Origin of the sequence: Sphingomonas faeni (assembly GCF_024273235.1) — a bacterium.
In the GTDB taxonomy this organism is placed as follows: domain Bacteria; phylum Pseudomonadota; class Alphaproteobacteria; order Sphingomonadales; family Sphingomonadaceae; genus Sphingomonas; species Sphingomonas faeni_A.
Genome location: NZ_JANBVH010000019.1, coordinates 26,393 through 44,702, shown reverse-complemented (window position 1 = coordinate 44,702; position 18,310 = coordinate 26,393). Strand labels below are relative to the sequence as shown.

15 protein-coding genes are annotated in these 18,310 nt (G+C 63.1%); 7 read left to right on the top strand and 8 right to left on the bottom strand.

What is annotated here, in order from left to right; translation table 11 throughout:
• Positions 1-13 precede the first annotated feature (13 nt).
• The 5 genes from NLI89_RS11965 (at position 14) to NLI89_RS11945 (ending at position 6,617) form a co-directional block, all read left to right on the top strand.
• Entirely contained in the window at positions 14-373 is a 360-nt protein-coding gene (locus NLI89_RS11965) for a hypothetical protein (RefSeq protein ID WP_221211910.1), read from the top strand.
• An 88-nt stretch (positions 374-461) separates the two neighbouring features.
• Positions 462-1,691 (top strand): TolC family protein, encoded by a 1,230-nt coding sequence (locus NLI89_RS11960; protein ID WP_151989806.1) that lies wholly within the window; start codon positions 462-464, stop codon positions 1,689-1,691.
• A gap of 11 nt (positions 1,692-1,702) precedes the next feature.
• Positions 1,703-3,157, top strand: a complete 1,455-nt coding sequence (locus NLI89_RS11955; protein ID WP_234422475.1) for an efflux RND transporter periplasmic adaptor subunit — start codon at positions 1,703-1,705, stop codon at positions 3,155-3,157.
• Entirely contained in the window at positions 3,154-6,294 is a 3,141-nt protein-coding gene (locus NLI89_RS11950; RefSeq protein ID WP_159513019.1) for an efflux RND transporter permease subunit, read from the top strand. The genes NLI89_RS11955 and NLI89_RS11950 overlap by 4 nt, the downstream gene beginning before the upstream one ends.
• A complete protein-coding gene (locus NLI89_RS11945; protein ID WP_159513018.1) occupies positions 6,291-6,617 on the top strand; it encodes a copper-binding protein in 327 nt (108 codons plus the stop codon). The genes NLI89_RS11950 and NLI89_RS11945 overlap by 4 nt, the downstream gene beginning before the upstream one ends.
• A gap of 238 nt (positions 6,618-6,855) precedes the next feature.
• Here NLI89_RS11945 and NLI89_RS11940 read toward each other — a convergent pair whose 3' ends face one another.
• The 4 genes from NLI89_RS11940 to NLI89_RS11925 all read right to left on the bottom strand — a co-directional run bounded on the left by NLI89_RS11940 (position 6,856) and on the right by NLI89_RS11925 (position 11,533).
• Positions 6,856-8,805 (bottom strand): cytochrome c/FTR1 family iron permease, encoded by a 1,950-nt coding sequence (locus NLI89_RS11940; protein ID WP_159513029.1) that lies wholly within the window; start codon positions 8,803-8,805, stop codon positions 6,856-6,858.
• A 150-nt stretch (positions 8,806-8,955) separates the two neighbouring features.
• A complete protein-coding gene (locus tag NLI89_RS11935; protein ID WP_236559360.1) occupies positions 8,956-10,020 on the bottom strand; it encodes a retropepsin-like aspartic protease in 1,065 nt (354 codons plus the stop codon).
• A 273-nt stretch (positions 10,021-10,293) separates the two neighbouring features.
• Positions 10,294-11,067 (bottom strand): transporter, encoded by a 774-nt coding sequence (locus NLI89_RS11930; RefSeq protein ID WP_159513016.1) that lies wholly within the window; start codon positions 11,065-11,067, stop codon positions 10,294-10,296.
• A gap of 67 nt (positions 11,068-11,134) precedes the next feature.
• Positions 11,135-11,533, bottom strand: a complete 399-nt coding sequence (locus tag NLI89_RS11925) for a MerR family transcriptional regulator (RefSeq protein WP_145147252.1) — start codon at positions 11,531-11,533, stop codon at positions 11,135-11,137.
• Positions 11,534-11,899: 366 nt separating this feature from the next.
• Between NLI89_RS11925 and lpdA the strand changes: the two genes are divergently transcribed.
• Complete coding sequence (lpdA, locus tag NLI89_RS11920; RefSeq protein WP_159513015.1) at positions 11,900-13,309, top strand: dihydrolipoyl dehydrogenase; 1,410 nt, start codon at positions 11,900-11,902, stop codon at positions 13,307-13,309.
• On the top strand, positions 13,306-15,438 hold the full coding sequence (locus NLI89_RS11915; RefSeq protein WP_159513014.1) for an NAD(+) synthase: 2,133 nt from the start codon (positions 13,306-13,308) through the stop codon (positions 15,436-15,438). The genes lpdA and NLI89_RS11915 overlap by 4 nt, the downstream gene beginning before the upstream one ends.
• Before the next feature lie 63 nt (positions 15,439-15,501).
• Here the strand turns inward: NLI89_RS11915 and arsH are convergent, their stop codons facing one another.
• From arsH to arsC, 4 genes are read right to left on the bottom strand one after another with little or no spacing between them, the layout of a single operon-like run.
• The gene (arsH, locus tag NLI89_RS11910) at positions 15,502-16,245 is read right to left on the bottom strand and encodes an arsenical resistance protein ArsH (protein WP_159513013.1); all 744 of its coding nucleotides are present in this window, start codon (positions 16,243-16,245) and stop codon (positions 15,502-15,504) included.
• A 30-nt stretch (positions 16,246-16,275) separates the two neighbouring features.
• The gene (locus NLI89_RS11905; RefSeq protein WP_151989808.1) at positions 16,276-16,599 is read right to left on the bottom strand and encodes a YnfA family protein; all 324 of its coding nucleotides are present in this window, start codon (positions 16,597-16,599) and stop codon (positions 16,276-16,278) included.
• Entirely contained in the window at positions 16,596-17,882 is a 1,287-nt protein-coding gene (locus NLI89_RS11900; protein WP_151989809.1) for an arsenic transporter, read from the bottom strand. The genes NLI89_RS11905 and NLI89_RS11900 overlap by 4 nt, the downstream gene beginning before the upstream one ends.
• Positions 17,882-18,310: an arsenate reductase (glutaredoxin) gene (gene arsC, locus NLI89_RS11895; protein WP_151989810.1), complete on the bottom strand. Its 429-nt coding sequence runs from the start codon at positions 18,308-18,310 to the stop codon at positions 17,882-17,884. Before arsC ends, NLI89_RS11900 begins: the two co-directional genes overlap by 1 nt.

Here is an 18,310-nt window from a genome sequence, read left to right as displayed (position 1 = left end):
CGACCGTATCGGTGTGAAAGGTCATCTTTCCCTCCTTCTCCTCTTGGGAGCATTGGTTGGCCTGTTCGGTCAACAGGCTGCCTATGCAGGTGGGCCCGCGCTCGCGCCTGCGATGGAGGCGAGCCATGCCATGCCGACGGGAATGGATTGCGCCGGCACGGAAGGAATGCCGGAGGCCACGCACGAGCAACCCTGCAAGGGGCTCACGCTTGCGTGCATCGCGCAGATGGGATGCATGATTCCCATGACCATCCAGGACCGTCTCCCTTTGACGGCACCACGCGTTCCCCTGCCTCCCGTCGCCTACCGCGCCGTGGATGCACCCTTGGCCGGCCGCGACCTAATGCCGGAACTACAACCGCCCACCGTCTGAGCTGACCCGATCGCGGTCGTGCCTCGCCTTCTTGCCAGAGCGCGGGGCGAGCGTGTGATCGTATCATCCCTTCCAGACGGAATTAGCCATGCGCGCATCCATGATGCTGGCCGTCGCGGTGCTTTCAGCGAGCACCGCGCAGGCGCAATCTCTGACTTACGACCAAGCGATACGCGGGGCGGTTGCAAACGCCCCAGGGGCAGCCGCAGCGCGTGCAGGGGTATCAGCTGCCCAAGCAGAGGCCGGCGCCGCCGGAAGCCTCCCCGATCCACGGCTGTCGATCGGCGTCGATAACTATCCGATCTCGGGACCCCCGGCCTTCTCGCTGACCCGCGACGACATGACGATGGGGCGGGTCGGGTTTCAGCAGGACCTACCCAATCTCGCCAAGCGCCATGCCGCTCAGGCGCAGGCTCGGGCGGCGATCGTCACCGCGCAAGCGTCTCAGGAGGTCAAGTTTCGGCAAGTCCGGTTGGGGGCGGGACAGGCGTGGATGGATCTTGCCTATACTGAACGACGATTGGCAGCACTCGACGCGATCATCCGTTCGTTGCGTACGCTTCCCTCTGCTGCACGCACCGCTGTGGCGTCTGGGACGGCCCGTCCGGCCCAGAGCCTGGGTATCAACCAGGCCATCGCCGGGCTGGAGGATCGGCGCGACGAGCTGGTCGCCGCAGTTGCGCGCGCCCGCGCGATGCTGGCTCGCTGGACGGGCGTTCCGGCACCCGAGATCGCCGGCGACGTGCCGGTGATCGACCTGGTGCCGGCGAAGCTGCGGACGGCGCTTGAGCAGCATCCCGACATGGTTTCCGCCGACGCGAGCATTCATCGTGCCCAGGCTGATGTGGACGCGGCACGTGCAGAAAAGCGTCCGGATTGGGGTGCCGAAGTGGCGTACCAGCGTCGTGACCCTCGCTACGGAGACATGGTATCGGCGGGGGTGTCGATGAGCCTGCCGCTGTTCGCTCGGTCGCGCCAGGATCCTCGTATCGCGGCACGCCGATCTGCTCAAGCGCAAGCGGAAGCACAGCGCGAGGAGACGCGGCGCACTCTGGCAGCCGGCCTCGACGCCGCGCTGGCCGACCATGAGATGCACCATAGCCAATGGCAGCGGGCGCTACGCGTACTTCTCCCGCTCGCTCGGGAGCGCGCCGACCTGGAAACGGCGAGCTATGCCGCCGGTAGGGCGAATCTTACGGACATCATCGATGCCAAGACGGCCCTGGCCGACGCGGAGCTGACGGCGCTCGATCGCGAGGCGGATGTCGCTTCCGATGCCGTCCGGCTCACAATCACCTTCGGGAGCGACGACCGATGAGAGGCACGAACATGACCCGCGCCCGCCTTGCAACTGCTGCTGGTGCGCTTGCCCTTGTGGCAGGCGGCATCGGTTTTGGCATCGCGCGGCTTGGGAACACGGCCAGCTCGCCAACGCAGCAGGCCCAAACGAACCAGCGCAAGATCCTCTACTGGTATGACCCCATGATCCCGGCCGAACATCATGACGGTCCGGGTCTCTCGTCCATGGGGATGAAGACGATCCCCCGATATGCCGATGATGGCACCGGCGCGAATGCCATGCCGGGGGTCACTATCGATGCTGGCAGCATGCAGCGCCTTGGAGCGCGGATCGTGTCGGCCGAGCGAGGGACGCTCGCCAACGCGGTGACCGTGACGGGCAGCATTGAGTTCGACGAGCGCACCCTCGCCGTCATCCAGGCTCGCAGCGCCGGCTTCGTTCAACGTGTTTATGCACGCGCGCCCGGTGACGTGGTGTCCGCTGGAGCGCCACTGGCCGACCTCCTGGTTCCTGAATGGGCAGGTGCGCAAGCCGAGTACGAGGCGGTTCGGCGTACCGGGGATGCCTCCCTGACACGGGCCGCACGCCAACGCATGACGCTTCTCGGTATGACCGGTTCGACCGGCGGGCGAACGACGATCCGTACGCCGATCGGCGGGGTCATCAAGACGCTGAGCGTGCGACAGGGCATGACCTTGGCGCAGGGCCAGACCCTCGCTGAGGTGAATGGGCTCGGCACTGTCTGGCTGAACGCGGCCGTCCCCGAGGCGGGCGCCGGCACGCTGCGCGTCGGCACTCCCGTAACCGCCACGCTTGCGGCTTTCCCGGGGGAGACCTTCGCAGGCCGGATTACTGCCATTCTGCCTCAGGCGCAGGCCGAAACCCGCACGCTCACCGTGCGGATCGAACTGGCCAACAGAGGCGGCAGGCTTCGGCCGGGCATGTTCGCCAGCGTCGCACTCGGGCAGGATTCACGCGATAGGCTGCTCGTGCCCAGCGAGGCCGTGATCCGCACCGGTCGCCGCACGCTCGTCATGCTCGCTGGCCCCGGCGGGCGGTTCCGACCCGCTGAAGTGCGAACCGGCACCGAAGGTGGCGGGAAAACAGAAATTCTTGCGGGGCTCGCCGAGGGCGAGAAGGTCGTGGCATCCGGCCAGTTCCTGATCGATTCCGAGGCCAGCCTTGCAGGCCTCGATGCGCGGCCGATCGGCGGTGAAGCGAAGCCGCAACCAAAACAGCCGTCGGCTGCGACTGGTCAAGTCTATGAGACAGTCGGGCGTGTGGAGACGTTGGACGCGAGTTCGATAACGCTGTCTCATGAGCCAGTGCCGGCGATCGGGTGGCCGGCGATGACGATGAGCTTCCGCGTTGCCAATCCCGCCCTGCTGCGCGGCTACAAGAAGGGAGATCGTGTTCGGTTCGGTTTCGACCAGCCATCGGAAGGCCCGACCCTGCGCCGCATCATGCAGGAGCGCAGCCGGTGATCGCCAAGATTATCCGCTGGTCCGTCGCCAACCGGTTCCTTGTTGTGCTGGCAGCGCTCGCACTTGCCATCGCCGGCGTGTTCGCGCTGCGGGCCACGCCCGTCGATGCCTTGCCCGATCTATCGGATACCCAGGTCATCATCCGGACAAGCTGGCCGGGCCAGGCGCCGCAGATCGTGGAGAACCAGGTTACCTATCCGCTGACCACTACCATGCTGTCCGTGCCCGGCGCCAAGACCGTGCGCGGCTATTCCTTCTTCGGCGGCAGCTACGTCTATGTGATCTTCGACGAGGGCACGGACCTGTATTGGGCACGCTCCCGCGTGCTCGAATATCTGAGCCAGGTTCAAGGTCGGCTGCCACAAGGGGCACAGGCCGCCCTCGGCCCGGACGCCACCGGTGTGGGCTGGATCTACGAATATGCGTTGGTGGACCGCAGCGGCCGCCACGACTTGTCTCAGCTTCGATCGCTGCAGGACTGGTTCCTGCGCTACGAGTTGAAAACCCTCCCCGGTGTCGCTGAAGTGGCCAGCATCGGGGGCATGGTGAAGCAGTACCAGGTGCTGCTCGACCCGACCCGGCTTGCTTCGCTAGGCGTCACCCACGCCCAGACGGTGGAAGCCATCCGCCGCGCCAATCAGGAGGCGGGCGGTTCGGTGCTGGAGATGGGTGGGGCGGAGTATATGGTTCGCGCGTCGGGCTATCTTCGTACCGTCGATGATTTTCGCGCAATTCCGCTGAGGGTCGCCGGGGCCGGTGTCCCGGTGACGTTGGGCGACGTCGCCACCATCCAGATCGGCCCTGAGATGCGACGGGGCATCGCGGATCTCAATGGCGAGGGAGAGGTAGCGGGCGGTGTCGTCATCCTGCGCCAAGGCAAGAACGCCCGGGAGACGATCGAGGCGGTGAAAACCAAGCTGGTCGAGCTGAGGCGAAGCCTTCCCCCCGGCGTGCAGGTCGTCACCACCTACGACCGGTCGCAACTGATCGATCGCGCGGTCGAGAATCTGTCGAGCAAGCTCCTCGAGGAGTTCGTCGTTGTGGCGATCGTGTGCGGGCTGTTCCTCTGGCACGTTCGATCGGCCTTGGTCGCGATCGTCACCCTGCCGCTCGGCGTACTCGCCGCCCTGCTCGTCATGCGCGTCCAGGGCGTTAACGCCAACATCATGTCCTTGGGCGGGATCGCCATTGCGATCGGTGCAATGGTGGATGCGGCCATTGTCATGATCGAGAACGCGCATAAGCGGATCGAGCATTGGGAGCATGACCACCCTAGCCAAGCGCTCGCAGGCGAGGAGCGCTGGCAGGTCATCACCGAAGCTGCCGCGGAAGTCGGTCCGGCGCTGTTCTTCAGCCTCGTCATCATCACGCTCTCGTTCGTGCCCGTCTTTACGCTTGAAGCTCAGGAAGGCCGGCTGTTTGCACCGCTCGCCTTCACCAAGAGCTATGCGATGGCGGCAGCTGCCATTCTCTCCATCACGCTCGTCCCAGTGCTGATGGGGTGGCTGATCCGGGGTCGCATCCCTGCCGAGCAGGACAACGTCATCAACCGAGGCCTGACCCGCCTCTACCGGCCCGCCCTGGACCGGGTGATGGCGCGCCCCTGGGTGACGATCGCGGTCGCCATTGTGGTACTGGCAACGACAGCCTGGCCGCTCGCGCGGCTCGGAGGCGAGTTCATCCCCTCGATGGATGAGGGCGACCTGCTTTACATGCCATCGGCGTTACCGGGCCTCTCTGCCGCCAGTGCTTCCGATCTGCTGCAACGAACCGATCGCCTCATTAAAACCGTGCCTGAAGTCGCAACCGTGTTCGGGAAGGCCGGCCGGGCCGAAACGGCGACCGACCCCGCCCCGCTGGAGATGTTCGAGACGACGATCCAGTTCAAGCCACGCGACCAGTGGCGCGCGGGGATGACGCCAGCGAAGCTGGTGGAGGAGCTGGACCGAACGGTTCGCGTTCCCGGGCTCACCAATGTCTGGGTGCCGCCCATCCGAAATCGGATCGACATGCTGGCGACGGGCATCAAAAGTCCGATCGGCGTCAAGGTGTCGGGCGCCGATCTGGCCGAGCTGGACCGGATAGGGGCTAGCGTCGAGCGCATTGCAAAGACCGTGCCGGGCGTCAGTTCCGCCCTGGCGGAGCGGTTAACCGGCGGGCGCTACGTCGACGTGGACATCGATCGGGCGAGCGCTGCCCGGTACGGCCTCAACATTGCCGACGTTCAGGAGATCGTCGCGGGCGCAATTGGGGGCGAGACGATCGGGGAAACGGTCGAGGGCCTGGCGCGCTATCCCATCAGCGTTCGCTATCCGCGCGAGTTGCGAGACAGCCTGGAAGGGCTGCGGACGCTTCCCATAGTGACTGCCACGGGTCAGCAGATCACGCTCGGCACGGTCGCGGCGGTGTCGGTCGCCGAGGGGCCGCCAATGCTCAAGACCGAGAACGGGCGACCATCGACATGGGTCTATGTCGACGTCCGCGACCGTGACCTGGCTTCGACCGTTGCCGACCTGCAGCGCGCTGTTGCGAAGGGGGTGCGACTCAGCCCCGGCGTATCGATCGCCTATTCGGGGCAGTTCGAGTATCTGCAGCGTGCCGAAAGCCGGCTGATGCTCGTCATTCCAGCGACGCTCGCGATCATCTTCCTGCTGCTCTACCTGACGTTCGGCCGGCTCGACGAGGCGGCGTTGGTCATGGGGACCCTGCCCTTCGCTCTGGTCGGAGGCATCTGGATCCTCTGGCTGCTCGGCTATGCGCAGTCGGTCGCGACGGGGGTGGGGTTCATCGCCCTGGCGGGTGTCTCTGCAGAGTTCGGCGTCGTGATGCTGATCTATCTGAAACACGCCCTCGCCGCTCGCGGTCCTTCGCCTACGAAAGAGGAAGTCGTCGAAGCAATCCGCGAAGGCGCTCTGCTGCGGGTTCGGCCCAAGGCGATGACCGTTGCCGTCATCATCGCCGGCCTGCTCCCCGTCCTTGTCGGACACGGTGCCGGTTCAGAGGTCATGAGCCGCATCGCGGCACCGATGATCGGCGGAATGCTGACGGCTCCCCTCCTATCCCTGTTCCTCTTGCCCGCCGCCTACATGCTGTTGCGGCAGCGAGGTCTCACCAGTTCCAAAAGGAGTGCATCATGAAAGTCTCGTCTATACTTCGGGCAGGTCTTGTCCTGCTTCTCACCCCCCTCACCGCCAACGCTGTGGCCGCCCCAGCATCGCCGGCCGCGTCGGCCGCAAAGGTCGGCAAAGGTACGGGTACGATCACGGCTCTCGACCCGCGGGCAGGAACCGTCACGATCAAGCACGGTCCCATACCGGCGATCGGTTGGCCGGCGATGACCATGGCCTTCCGCGCCTCGCCTCCGGCTTTGCTCAAGAACCTTCGGGCGGGGCAGCGGGTCGCCTTCACGGCAAAGGCACAAGGCATGAACGCTCAAGTCACGGCGATCAGACCGCAATGAGGTAGGATGATAGCTGGTTTTCGACGGTCGCTGCCGGCGACCGTCGAAACTAGTGCTGCTTTGCGAGCACCGGGACGACCATCATCACGTTTTCGGTCAACAAGACGAAGCCCGGGGGTACATAGCTATCCCCGCCCGTGCAGGCGCACTTAAACGCGCGTTTGTGGACGGAAATCACCTCTATTCCGGAGATCCGACGTGGCTTTTACCGGCAACGGAACGACAAGGCAGATCATTCTCATTCCGCCGTTGCAACGCTCAAATTCGGCGCGGCTTTACGGCGGTTAAGGGAAAATCCGGCCAGGATTGCCAGCACCATGAGAAGCTGGGCCAAGATGGATTGCCAAGTAGGGAAGATCCCAAGGATGGATACCCGAGGCGCATCCGCAAGCGGAGCGATGTCGATGATCCCTGCCTCCTGTAGCGCCGCAACGCCTTTTCCAGCGAGCACCACCGTAAGCCCCGCCATCAGCCACGAACTGTAGGAGAAGACCTTGGCAATCGGAAGCTGGCGGCTGTAGCGGAGCATGGCCCATGCGATCACGGCGAGCAACGCGACTGCTGATCCCGCGCCGGCGAGAAGCGCACCGCCATTCCCCTGCGTCCATAGTGCGGCGTAGAACAGGATCGTTTCGAACACCTCGCGATACACCACCACGAAGGCCAGTCCGAACAGGAACCAGGCCGAGCGACCCGACAACGCGCGCGTCATCTTCTCTCGAATATAGCGCTGCCACTGATCAGCTTGCGCCTTGCCGTGCATCCATATTCCGACCGATAGCAGGACCACGGCAGCGAACAGGGAACCGAACCCTTCGGTCAGCTCTCGGCTCGCACCGCTGATCCCGATCGCATAGGTGGCGACCACCCAGGTTAACAGGCCAGCGACAAGCGCTCCGACCCAGCCACCATGGACATAGGGCAAGACTTCCGAGCGCTCCGCTTTGCGGAGGAAGGCGATCATGGCAACAACGATGAGCAGGGCTTCCAAGCCCTCGCGCAACAGGATCGTAAACGCGCCCAGGAAGGTCGATGCATCGCTGGAGGCGCCAGGGGCCAGCGCCGCTTCGGCATCGTCGAACAGATTATTCAGGACGAGCACCCGGTTCGCCAGATCGTCGGGCTCCGCACCCTGATCGACGGCAGCGCGGTATTCGCCCATCGCACCCTCGATCCGGGCGAGCAGCGTTGCATCGCGTGCGCCCAGCGTGGGTTCGATGGGCTCAAAACCATCCAAATAGGCGGACAGCGCTGCTTCCTTCGCTGCGCGACGATTGCCCTTGCGGGCGGCATCAAGGCTCGCTGCCAGCTTCTGCCGGACAATCGAGAGCGACGCAGGGGCCTGTTCGATCACAGCGTCGGGATGACGGCGTAGATAAGCCATGACCGCCAGTGCCCGCTTCTCGCCGATACTGTCGGCGAGCGCGGAAGGGGTGAGCGCCACGAGTGTCTGGAGGTCCGGCACCTGCTGGCGGAGCGACGGATCGGCCTTCCACAATCGCTCCCCTTCCCGCGCCTGTTCGTCGGTCAGTGCGAAGCTGCCGGCGCGAAAAGCCAAGGCCCAGCGATCCCCGTTTGAGAGCTCCGCAAAGCTCTGCATCGCCGTTCCGTCGATGCCTTGGGTTATCGCCTGATAGAGTGCAAATACGCTGCGCTGGCGGGCGCGTTCGACATCCGTGAACGCGATCGGCGGCGTCGTGAGCTTGGCCGCGTCGGGGCCATGTCCGTTGCCGGTCATGCCGTGACAGGCTGCGCAGGTGGAGCCAAACAGCGTCACCCCGCGAGCAAAGCTCGGTGGTGCTGCCGGGGCGAGCGGCACCGGGTAGGCTTTCAGTAGATCGGCTGCGAGCCCGTGTGCGAGCGTCCCGACTTCCTGCGGCGTTCCCTTGCGCCCGATCACGCTCTGGAGGCGCGCCACACCCGCGATCAGCGCCGCCCGCTCGGGCTTTGGCGGCAGCGCCGCAAGCCGCTGTGATACGGAGCCGGCAAACTCCGTCATCTCGGCATATTCGGCTGCGCTCTTTATCCGGCCGCCCTCGACCGCGCCGTTGTAATCGACCGCTACATAGTCGAGCAGGCGCCACGCGGTTTGGACGTCGTTCGGATCTGCGTTGGGCGCGGCATGCAGTGCCGTCAGCGGGATGAGCAAACCCATTAAGATCGCGAGCGCGACGGCAATGAGCCGCATGGAGGCGGCTTGGATCATGCGACCTGGAGGTGCGGCATCGATATTCAAAGGAAGGTTGAGCGGCGACATGCCGACCCCTTACAACCTCTAGCCGCTGTAGGAGCAAGCGATTTGAGACCCGCTCGCAATAACATGCTCAACGCGCAAGCGTCAGTAGTAGTCGCCAAGTTTGAGCGTTCGTGTCGTACCATCGGTGAGTGTCAGCGCGACCTTCTCTCCGGCAGGCCCATAGCGCCACTGCCACAGCGTGCCACGTGTGTAAGACGTGTCGATCGCAAGGCCCTTCACTGCCGCGATCCGATCGCCGGCCGCCCACCCCGATCGCGCCGCGGGACCCCCAGCGGCCACATGAACGACAGTCAGTTCCGTTGATGACGCGGCAAGTCCAAGGCCGCTTCTATCCTTCAGCATCGGCAAACGGGCTTTCACGGGGATGGGCCGCAACCACAATCGCCCCTGAGAAATGTCGAGCACGATATCGAACTGCCCCAACAGCGGCATGCCGATATTTCCCACGGTGCTTTCGGATGTCCAGCGATCATGAGCGAGCGCCGGAACCGAGGCTACTTGGAGCGCGCCCAGGCCCACCTTATCGGCAGTGAATGTTTTGACGATGTGCACTCCCTCGATTCCTCCGAGGGCCGCTGTCGACGTGATCTTGCCGGCTAAAAGGGAGTGGGCATCAGTATAAGCTGCGGACAGCATCAAGGCCGACGAGCTGCCGAAGTCGAGCATCAGCGCGACCGGATCCAGGCCCGCGATCGAGGCGAGCACGAACAGCTCTTTTTTGGTGCCATGACCGAGCACCAAAGACGTCCAATCGGGGCCGGGGGCGAAGCTGCCCGCTTTTTCAAAAGCGAAACGTCTGGTCGCGAAGTCCAGGGCAACGCAGCCGCCGGCAAGGACGTCGGCTCCGAGCATCATGTCGATCGGCCGACCGAAAGCAGCCGAGATCGCTCCGAGATCGGCCACAATCGCGAACGGCAGGACATGCGTCTGGCCGGCGAGCACCACCTCGACGTTGCGAACCAAGCCAACTTCTGCCTTGCCACCCAGACCGTTGATCCTTCGTGGTTCCAGGTTGGTCATGCCGAGCTTCGCGGCCAGCGATTTGCTGATCATCGTCGCGCCGCTGCCGCTGTCCAGGACCGCCTCGATAACGGCACCGGCCACGGTTGCCGACGTAATCAGCGTATCGCCTGTTCCGATCTCCAAGCGGCGCCAGACTGGCGGGGAAGCGAAGCCCTGCCAAGGTCGCGCCGGCTTGGTTGCCGCTCCCCATGATCGTACCGGAATTATCGTCGCGATCACTCCGCTACCCAGACGAGCCAGAGCAGTTCGCCGACCGACCCCCCCGGTTGGTGCCGTTTCGACGCTGCGTTTCACCACAATTCAATCGATTCCTACTTCTCGTAGCGCGTTCAGTCTCACTTACATGCTACAGTCACTGGAGGAGCAAGCCTCAATGTGAGAGAGGTGCGAGGTCGTCTAGAATCGCTTCGAGAAGCCAGCGGCGAGGAATGGATGTGGCGTTGTTGAACCGGCAACGCCGGTTCCGACGCTGAGATCGAGCTGGATGTCGTGGCCGATGATGTAAGCCACGCCTGCATCGATTATGACCGACGCTCTGCCACCCTTCTCCTCCGGAGCCTGGATGCCGGTATCCACGAAGAAGTTCAGCGTCTTGCTGGGATTGAAGTTCAACGTGGCAGCCGCAAGCCCTGCCGTATAGGTGCGGTTGGAGTCGTCCTGGAAAACACCAACGCCGATGTTGGGGTTCAGCGACCAGTTGTCGGCAAACGCCCAGTCGGCTGCCATCCTTAAATCTCCCGTCGTCTTGCTGTTTCGGAAATCTCCAGAGCCAGACGGTGGGAAAATACGAGCAATTGCGCCGAGTGAGACCTGCTTTGAACCTTCCGGAACATCAATGAAGTTGTATTTTAGTCCGATCGATGTGGGGGAGAAGCCATTTGAGTATGATGTATTGGTAGCGTCCTTCTGCCTCATCCATGAATAGGTGTTTCCCTCGACCCGTAACTCGACCTTGTCGACAACGCCGTAGCGGAGCAGGGTCGGAAAGAAGATTGTCCGCTCGTGTTCATCGCCGTCGTGACGAAACTCGGCCTGGATCGCGGTCTCCAATTGGAAGCGACCCTTTCCCACGGTTGTGCTGCCGTCCGCAATGCCAGGCCGATCGGCGTTGATGTAATCATCGGACGGGTCTGCGATGGCGGGCGTTGCCATCGCGATCGTAGCCACCATCAGGAGAGCTGTTGAGGCGCAGAGGCTCCGTAGTGGCATCACGTAATTTTCCGTTCTCGGTTCAGGGTTATGCGGTTGGTCCAGCGATAGCTTGGATAACGCGACACTCGGCCATCGTTTTGGCCGAACAGCCGGCAGCGCTCATTGCAGCCAGTTCATCGCGCAGCGCGCCTAGCTGGCGAAGGCGCTCCTCAACATCGGCGAGATGACGTGATGCGATCTCAGTGGCTTCCCCGCAGTCGCGGTCCGGCTGATCGGCGAGTGCGAGCAAGGAGCGGATCTCGTCGATGGAAAAGCCGAGACGCCTACCGTTTCGTATGAAGTTGAGACGATCGGTGTCCGACGCCCCGTAAGTGCGCCGGCCTGAGGTCGTGCGAGCGGGGCGGCCGAGTAAGCCGATGCCCTCATAGAAGCGGATCGTCGTGACCTTGGTCGCGGTGGCTTTCGCCAGTTCGCCGATTTGCATTCGAATGCCCGCTTTCTGCTGCCGGAATTACAATGAGCTTGATTCTACAGCTACTGTAGAATGTAGGGAAGATTGATGATGCGGCACAGGCGATTGCCTGCGGCTGCAAATTCTGACGAGAGGTGCCCGTGCCAAGTGATCTGATCAGCGCCCAGCGCACACCGGCCGGCGATACTGGAGACGGAGAGCGCTTCGTCCAAGAGGTGAGACCCTTCTATCCCTTTCTCCCCGCCTTGATGGTGCGGGTTCAGCGGACTTCACGTGGATATCTAGAGATGGGCTGAACTCGGATGTTCGCGCTGCTGGCGAAGCGGTTCCTTGCCAGCGGCGTTCAGCTCAGGTGACCGGTTTATCGAGGACGAACGAATGAACGACAGCTTCGACATCATCGTAATCGGCGGGGGCACGGCAGGCTATCCCGCCGCCATCCGCGCTTCACAGCTCGGGATGAGCGTCGCGTGTGTCGAACGTGGCGCCACGCTTGGCGGCACCTGTCTCAATGTCGGCTGCATTCCCTCCAAGGCTCTTCTCCATTCGACGGAGCTGTTTGCCGACCTCAGCGAGGGGCTTGAGAAGCATGGTATCGGCGTCAGCGGCGTTGCCCTCGACTTGGCGCAAATGATCAGCCGCAAAAATGAGGTCGTCGCTGGGCTTACCAAGGGCGTCGAACACCTCTTGAAAAAGAACAAGGTGGAATGGGTGAAGGGAAGCGCCCGTTTCACGGCACACGATCGCCTCGCCGTCGATCTGGCCGAGGGTGGCGCTCGATCTCTGACGGCAACCAAGGGGATCATCGTAGCAACCGGCTCGGATGTCGCGCGGCTGCCAGGTATCGACATTGATGAGGAGCGCGTCGTCTCGAATACGGGCGCGCTCTCGTTGAAGAAGGTGCCGGATCATCTGGTCGTCATCGGCGGCGGCTATATCGGCCTTGAACTGGGCTGCGTCTGGCGTCGGTTGGGCGCCAGGGTGACTGTGATTGAGTTCCTCGAGAGCATCGTGCCCAGCATGGATCGCGAGATCTCGCGACACCTGCTTAAAACGCTGAAGCAGCAAGGGCTAGACTTCCGGTTCCAGACCAAAGTGACGAGCGTCGAGAAGCGCCCCGACGACCTGCTTATCGCCATCGAGCCGTCAAACGGCGGTGCAACCGAGACCCTCGCGGCCGACGTCGTGCTGGTCGCAGTGGGCCGTAGACCCTACACAGACGGCCTAGGGCTGGACCAAGTCGGTGTCTTGCTCGACCCCAAGGGCCGCATACCTGTGGAGCTTGGTTTCAAGACTGTTGTCCCCGGAATTTACGCTATCGGCGACGTTATCGCGGGACCGATGCTTGCGCACAAAACGACGCTGGATGGGGTGCGCTGCGTGGAGGGGATCGCCGGCCGCTATCCAGGGGTCGACTACAACACCGTACCCGCCGTCATCTACACCTCTCCCGAGGTCGCGAGCGTTGGCAAAACGGAAGAGGAACTGAAGGCAGCCGGCGTCGACTACAAGTCCGGCACATTCCCGTTCCTGGCGAACAGCCGCGCGCGATGCAACGGCGACACCCGCGGGCTCACGAAGCTGCTGGCAGACGCGAAGACCGATCGCCTGCTCGGCGCTCACATTATCGGGCCGGACGCCGGAACGATGATCCACGAGGCCGTACTGGCCATGGAATATGGTGGGACGACTGAGGACATCGCGCTGACGACGCACGCCCATCCCACCTTGCCGGAGTCGCTGAAGGAGGCCGCTCTCGTCCTGCTCGGCCAAGGCATGCACATATGATCCAGAGCAAGGGCGCCGAGGCCTTTCTTTCCATCTACCGCCAAGGCTTTGTGCGAGTCGCTGCCTGCCGGCCGCGCTGCCGGGCCGCCGATCCCACGTTCAACCTCGCACAAACCATGGAACTAGCCCGCGAGGGCGACGCTCAGGCAGTAGCGCTGATGGTTTTCCCGGAACTGGGACTTTCGGGCTACTCAATTGACGATCTCCTGCTTCAGCGCGCGTTGCTCGACGAAGTTGAAGCGAGGATTATAGATCTGGTCGAGGCAAGCCGGACGTTGAGGCCGGTTCTCCTCGTGGGAGCGCCGTTACGGCGCGAAGGTCGGCTCTACAATTGTGCTGTCGCCATCCACCGGGGTCGGATTCTTGGTGTGGTACCAAAAGGCCACCTTCCCAATTACCGTGAGTTTTATGAGAAGCGGTGGTTCGCCTCCGGCCGTGACGTGCGTGGCGAGATCTATGTTGGAGGCGAGCCAGTTCCTTTCGGAATGGATTTGCTGTTCCAGGCTGACGACGTCGACGGCCTGATCTTCCACACTGAAATTTGCGAGGACGTTTGGGCTCCTGCACCCCCAAGCGACTTTGCCGCGCTCGCCGGCGCGCTGATCCTGACGAACCTTTCGGCAAGCAACATCGTGGTGGGCAAGGCGGACACACGACGGCGCCTCTGCGAGCTGCAGTCCGGCCGCTGCTGGGCAGCTTACATCTACTCCGCGGCCGGATACGGAGAGTCGACCACTGATCTCGCTTGGGATGGCCAGGCCTGCATATACGAGCTGGGAGCTCAGCTCGCGGAAACGGAGCGGTTCAGCGTCGCGTCCCAGATGGTCATTGCGGACATCGACGTGGAGCGGTTGCAACTAGAGCGCATGCGGACCGGCACCTTCAACGAGGCCGCTATCGCAAACGGGATGCCGGACCGGCGATTCCGACGTGTGTCCTTCCATCTCGATCCCCCGATGGGCGATCTCGGGCTGAGACGGAACATCGATCGTTTCCCCTTCGTACCTGATGATCCGGCCCGTCTCGACCAGGACTGCTACGAGGCGTTCAACATCCAGGTCAGCGGGCTTGCGAGGAGGCTGGAAGCAACCGGTTTAGCCAAGATCTGCATCGGCGTGTCCGGAGGGTTGGATTCGACCCATGCCTTGATCGTCGCGGCAAAGGCGTTCGATTTGCTTGGGCGTCCACGTACCGACATTCTCGGATTTACAATGCCTGGCTTCGCCACCAGCGCCAGGACGAAGTCCAATGCCCACGCCTTGATGAGTGGGCTCGGTGTGACCGCCGAGGAGATCGACATCAAGCCGCTTGCCAACCAGATGCTAGCGGATTTGCAGCACCCGTTCGCAACCGGCGAACCGGTCTACGACACGACTTTCGAAAACGTGCAGGCGGGACTCAGGACGGATCTTCTGTTCAGAGCTGCCAACCAGCGTAACGCCTTGGTGCTCGGCACCGGCAACATGTCGGAGCTTGCACTTGGCTGGTGTACCTACGGTGTCGGCGACCACATGAGCCACTACAACGTGAATGGCTCGCTTCCGAAGACTCTCATTCAGCACCTGATCCGGTGGACGGCTTCGAACCGGCTGTTCGATACCAATGTCACAGACGTCCTTCTGGACGTTCTCGGGACTACGATATCGCCCGAGCTCATCCCGCAGGCGAGCGAAGGAGAATCGCAGAGCACCGAAGGCAAGATCGGACCGTATGAGCTCCACGATTTCTGGATCTACTATTTCACCCGGTTCGGGCTGCGGCCCTCGAAGATCGCTTTTTTGGCATTCCACGCTTGGCAGGACGTTAGTGCGGGAAGCTGGCCGCCGGGGTTTCCCGAGGAGCAAAAGCGCGCCTACGAGGTGGGCGTCATCCGCGCCTGGCTTGAGGTGTTCTTACACCGCTTCTTCGCTAACCAGTTCAAGCGCTCTGCTCTGCCGAATGGACCCAAGGTCACGACCGGCGGATCGCTATCCCCACGCGGCGACTGGCGCATGCCTTCGGACGCGCATGGACAGGTCTGGATCGACGAGCTGCGTCGCAACGTGCCCGAAGGCCTTGACGTTATGGCCGATCCCTCGACGCAAACAGCGATTATTGTACCGGCTGAAGCCAAGCCTATCGTGCGGTAATGTTGCACTCGCTACGCTATTGCGGGCGTGGGCGGCAGTCTTCCCCGGCGGACGGGCTTAGCTTCAGACGCGGGCCGTCGCGATGCTTGATAGATCGGTTGTCGGATCCATCGGCACCCCGGCTTCCTTGCGCTCGGAATAGCGATCGATAAGCTGGTCAGCATGTGGACGGAGCAAGACGGTGAAGCGGACCAACTCCTCCATCACGTCAACGATGCGATCATAGTAACTCGAGGCCTTCATCCGCCCGGCGTCGTCAAACTCGTTGAACGCCTTGGCGACCGATGATTGATTGGGGATGGTGAACATCCGCATCCAGCGGCCGAGCACGCGCAGTGTGTTGACGCTGTTGAACGACTGCGATCCCGCTGACACCTGCATCACCGCCAGCGTGCGCCCCTGCGTAGGGCGCATGCCGCCCATGTTCAGCGGCAGATGGTCGATCTGCGTTTTCATGATGCCCGTGATTTGACCGTGTCGCTCGGGGCTGCACCAGACCTGTCCTTCCGACCATAGAGAGAGCTGCCGCAACTCATGAACGGCCGGGTGGTCGTCGCCCGCCACTTGATCGGGCAACGGTAGCGTCGACGGATCGAAAATCCTCGTCTCGCACCCGAAAAAGTGAAGAAGGCGCGCAGCTTCCTCGATGCATAGCCGCGAGAAGGAGCGCTCGCGCAAACTTCCGTAGAGCAGCAGGATGCGCGGTGCGGGATCAGCCGGACCGAGACCGAGCGCAGGCCGCTGGTGGGCATAGGCCGGATCGAGTGCGGGTAGATGGTCGGGTTCGGACAGGTCGCGAAGAGGCATTGAACATTCCAAAGTCAGATAGGGCCGGCGTTACGCACCACGCGGCGCGAGCAGGATCACGCAAGTTCCGATGAGACATAGGGCCGCGCCACCCACGTCCCAGCGGTCGGGCCGAACGCCCTCGACGCTCCACAACCAAAGCAGTGAGGCGCAGATGTAGATGCCGCCATAAGCGGCGTAGGCGCGCCCTGCCGCATCGCTGTCCACGCGGGTCAGCAGCCAGGCAAAGACGACGAGGGACGCTATGCCTGGCGCGAGCCACAGGGGTGACTTTCCCATGCGCAGCCAAGCCCAGAAGGCAAAGCATCCCCCAATTTCAGCAAGCGCCGCTGCGATGTAGATCAGGGCTGTCATCCAAGAGTGATCCTCAATGCCAAGGCGCCGAGCGTGATGAGCAGTACCGGCACGGTCAGCGTGACGCCGACGCGGAAATAATAGCCCCATCCGATCCGCACGCCCTTCTGACCGAGAACGTGAAGCCACAGCAACGTCGCGAGAGACCCGATCGGCGTCAGCTTCGGGCCGAGGTCGCAACCGATTACGTTTGCGTAGATCATTGCTTCCTTGACCGCGCCGGTCGCGTGCGCCGCGTCGATCGACAGCGCCCCGACCAGCACGGTCGGCATGTTGTTCATCACCGACGAGAGAATGGCCGCGATGATGCCCGTTCCGAAGGCCGCACCCCACACACCGCCTTGTGCCGTGCGATCGAGCAGCGCGGCGAGGTGATCGGTCAGGCCGGCGTTCCGCAGGCCGTAGACGACCAGGTACATGCCGAGCGAGAAGATCACGACCTGCCACGGCGCGCCTCGCAGTACCTTCCGTGTCTCGATTACATGGCCGCGCCCGGCGATCACCAGGAGCAGGATCGCGCCGGCAGCGGCAACTGCGCTTACCGGTACGCCGAGGGGCTCGAGTAGGAAGAAGCCGGCGAGCAGAAGCGCCAGGACAACCCAACCGGCGCGGAAGGTCGCGGCATCACGAATAGCCTCATGGGGCGCGCGCAGCGCTCCGACATCATAGGCTTGTGGAATGTCACGGCGGAAGAACAGCATCAGTGCGCCCAACGTGACGGCGATCGACACGAGATCGACCGGCACCATCACGGAGGCATATTCACCGAAGCCGACTTTGAAGAAGTCGGCCGACACGATGTTGACGAGGTTGGAGACGACCAGCGGCAAACTTGCCGTGTCGGCGATAAAGCCGGCCGCCATGACGAACGCCAGCGTCGCCTTGTCCTTGAAGCCCAGCGCGCGCAGCATGGCGATGACAATCGGCGTCAGGATCAGCGCCGCGCCGTCATTGGCGAACAACGCGGATACTGCCGCGCCCAGCAGCACGATGAGAACGAACAGCCTCAGGCCATGCCCTCTGCCCCAGCGTGCGACATGGAGTGCTGCCCATTCAAAGAACCCGGCCTCGTCGAGCAGCAGACTGATGACGATGATCGCGACGAAAGCAGCGGTCGCGTTCCAGACGATGCCCCACACCACCGGCACGTCCGAGAGAGTGACGACGCCAGCGAGCAAGGCGACGACGGCACCGCCCATCGCGCTCCATCCAATGCCCAGCCCTTTCGGTTGCCAGATGACGAGCGCGATCGTGGCGACAAAGATCAGGACGGCAAGAAGCATCAGGCGACGCGCTGACCCGAAGCGTTCACGACTTGCTCGCCATCCTCCTTGACGAACGCGCCTTGCTGGCCTGTCTGCAGCAGATCGAGGACCGCTTCCGACGGGCGGCATAGTTTCACGCCCAGCGGTGAGACGACGAGCGGACGGTTGATGAGGATCGGGTGCGCCATCATGGCGTCGATCAGCGCGTCGTCGGAGAGCGACGTGTCACCCAGCCCCAGCTCCGCATAAGGCGTTCCCTTCTCGCGCAGCAGATCGCGCGGGGTGATGCCCGCACGGTCTATCAACTCGACTAGCAGCGCGCGCGAGGGCGGGGTCTTTAGATATTCGACCACGTGCGGCTCAATCCCCGCATTGCGAATCAGGCCAAGGACATTGCGCGACGTGCCGCACGCGGGGTTGTGGTAGATGACGATATCGGTAGCCAC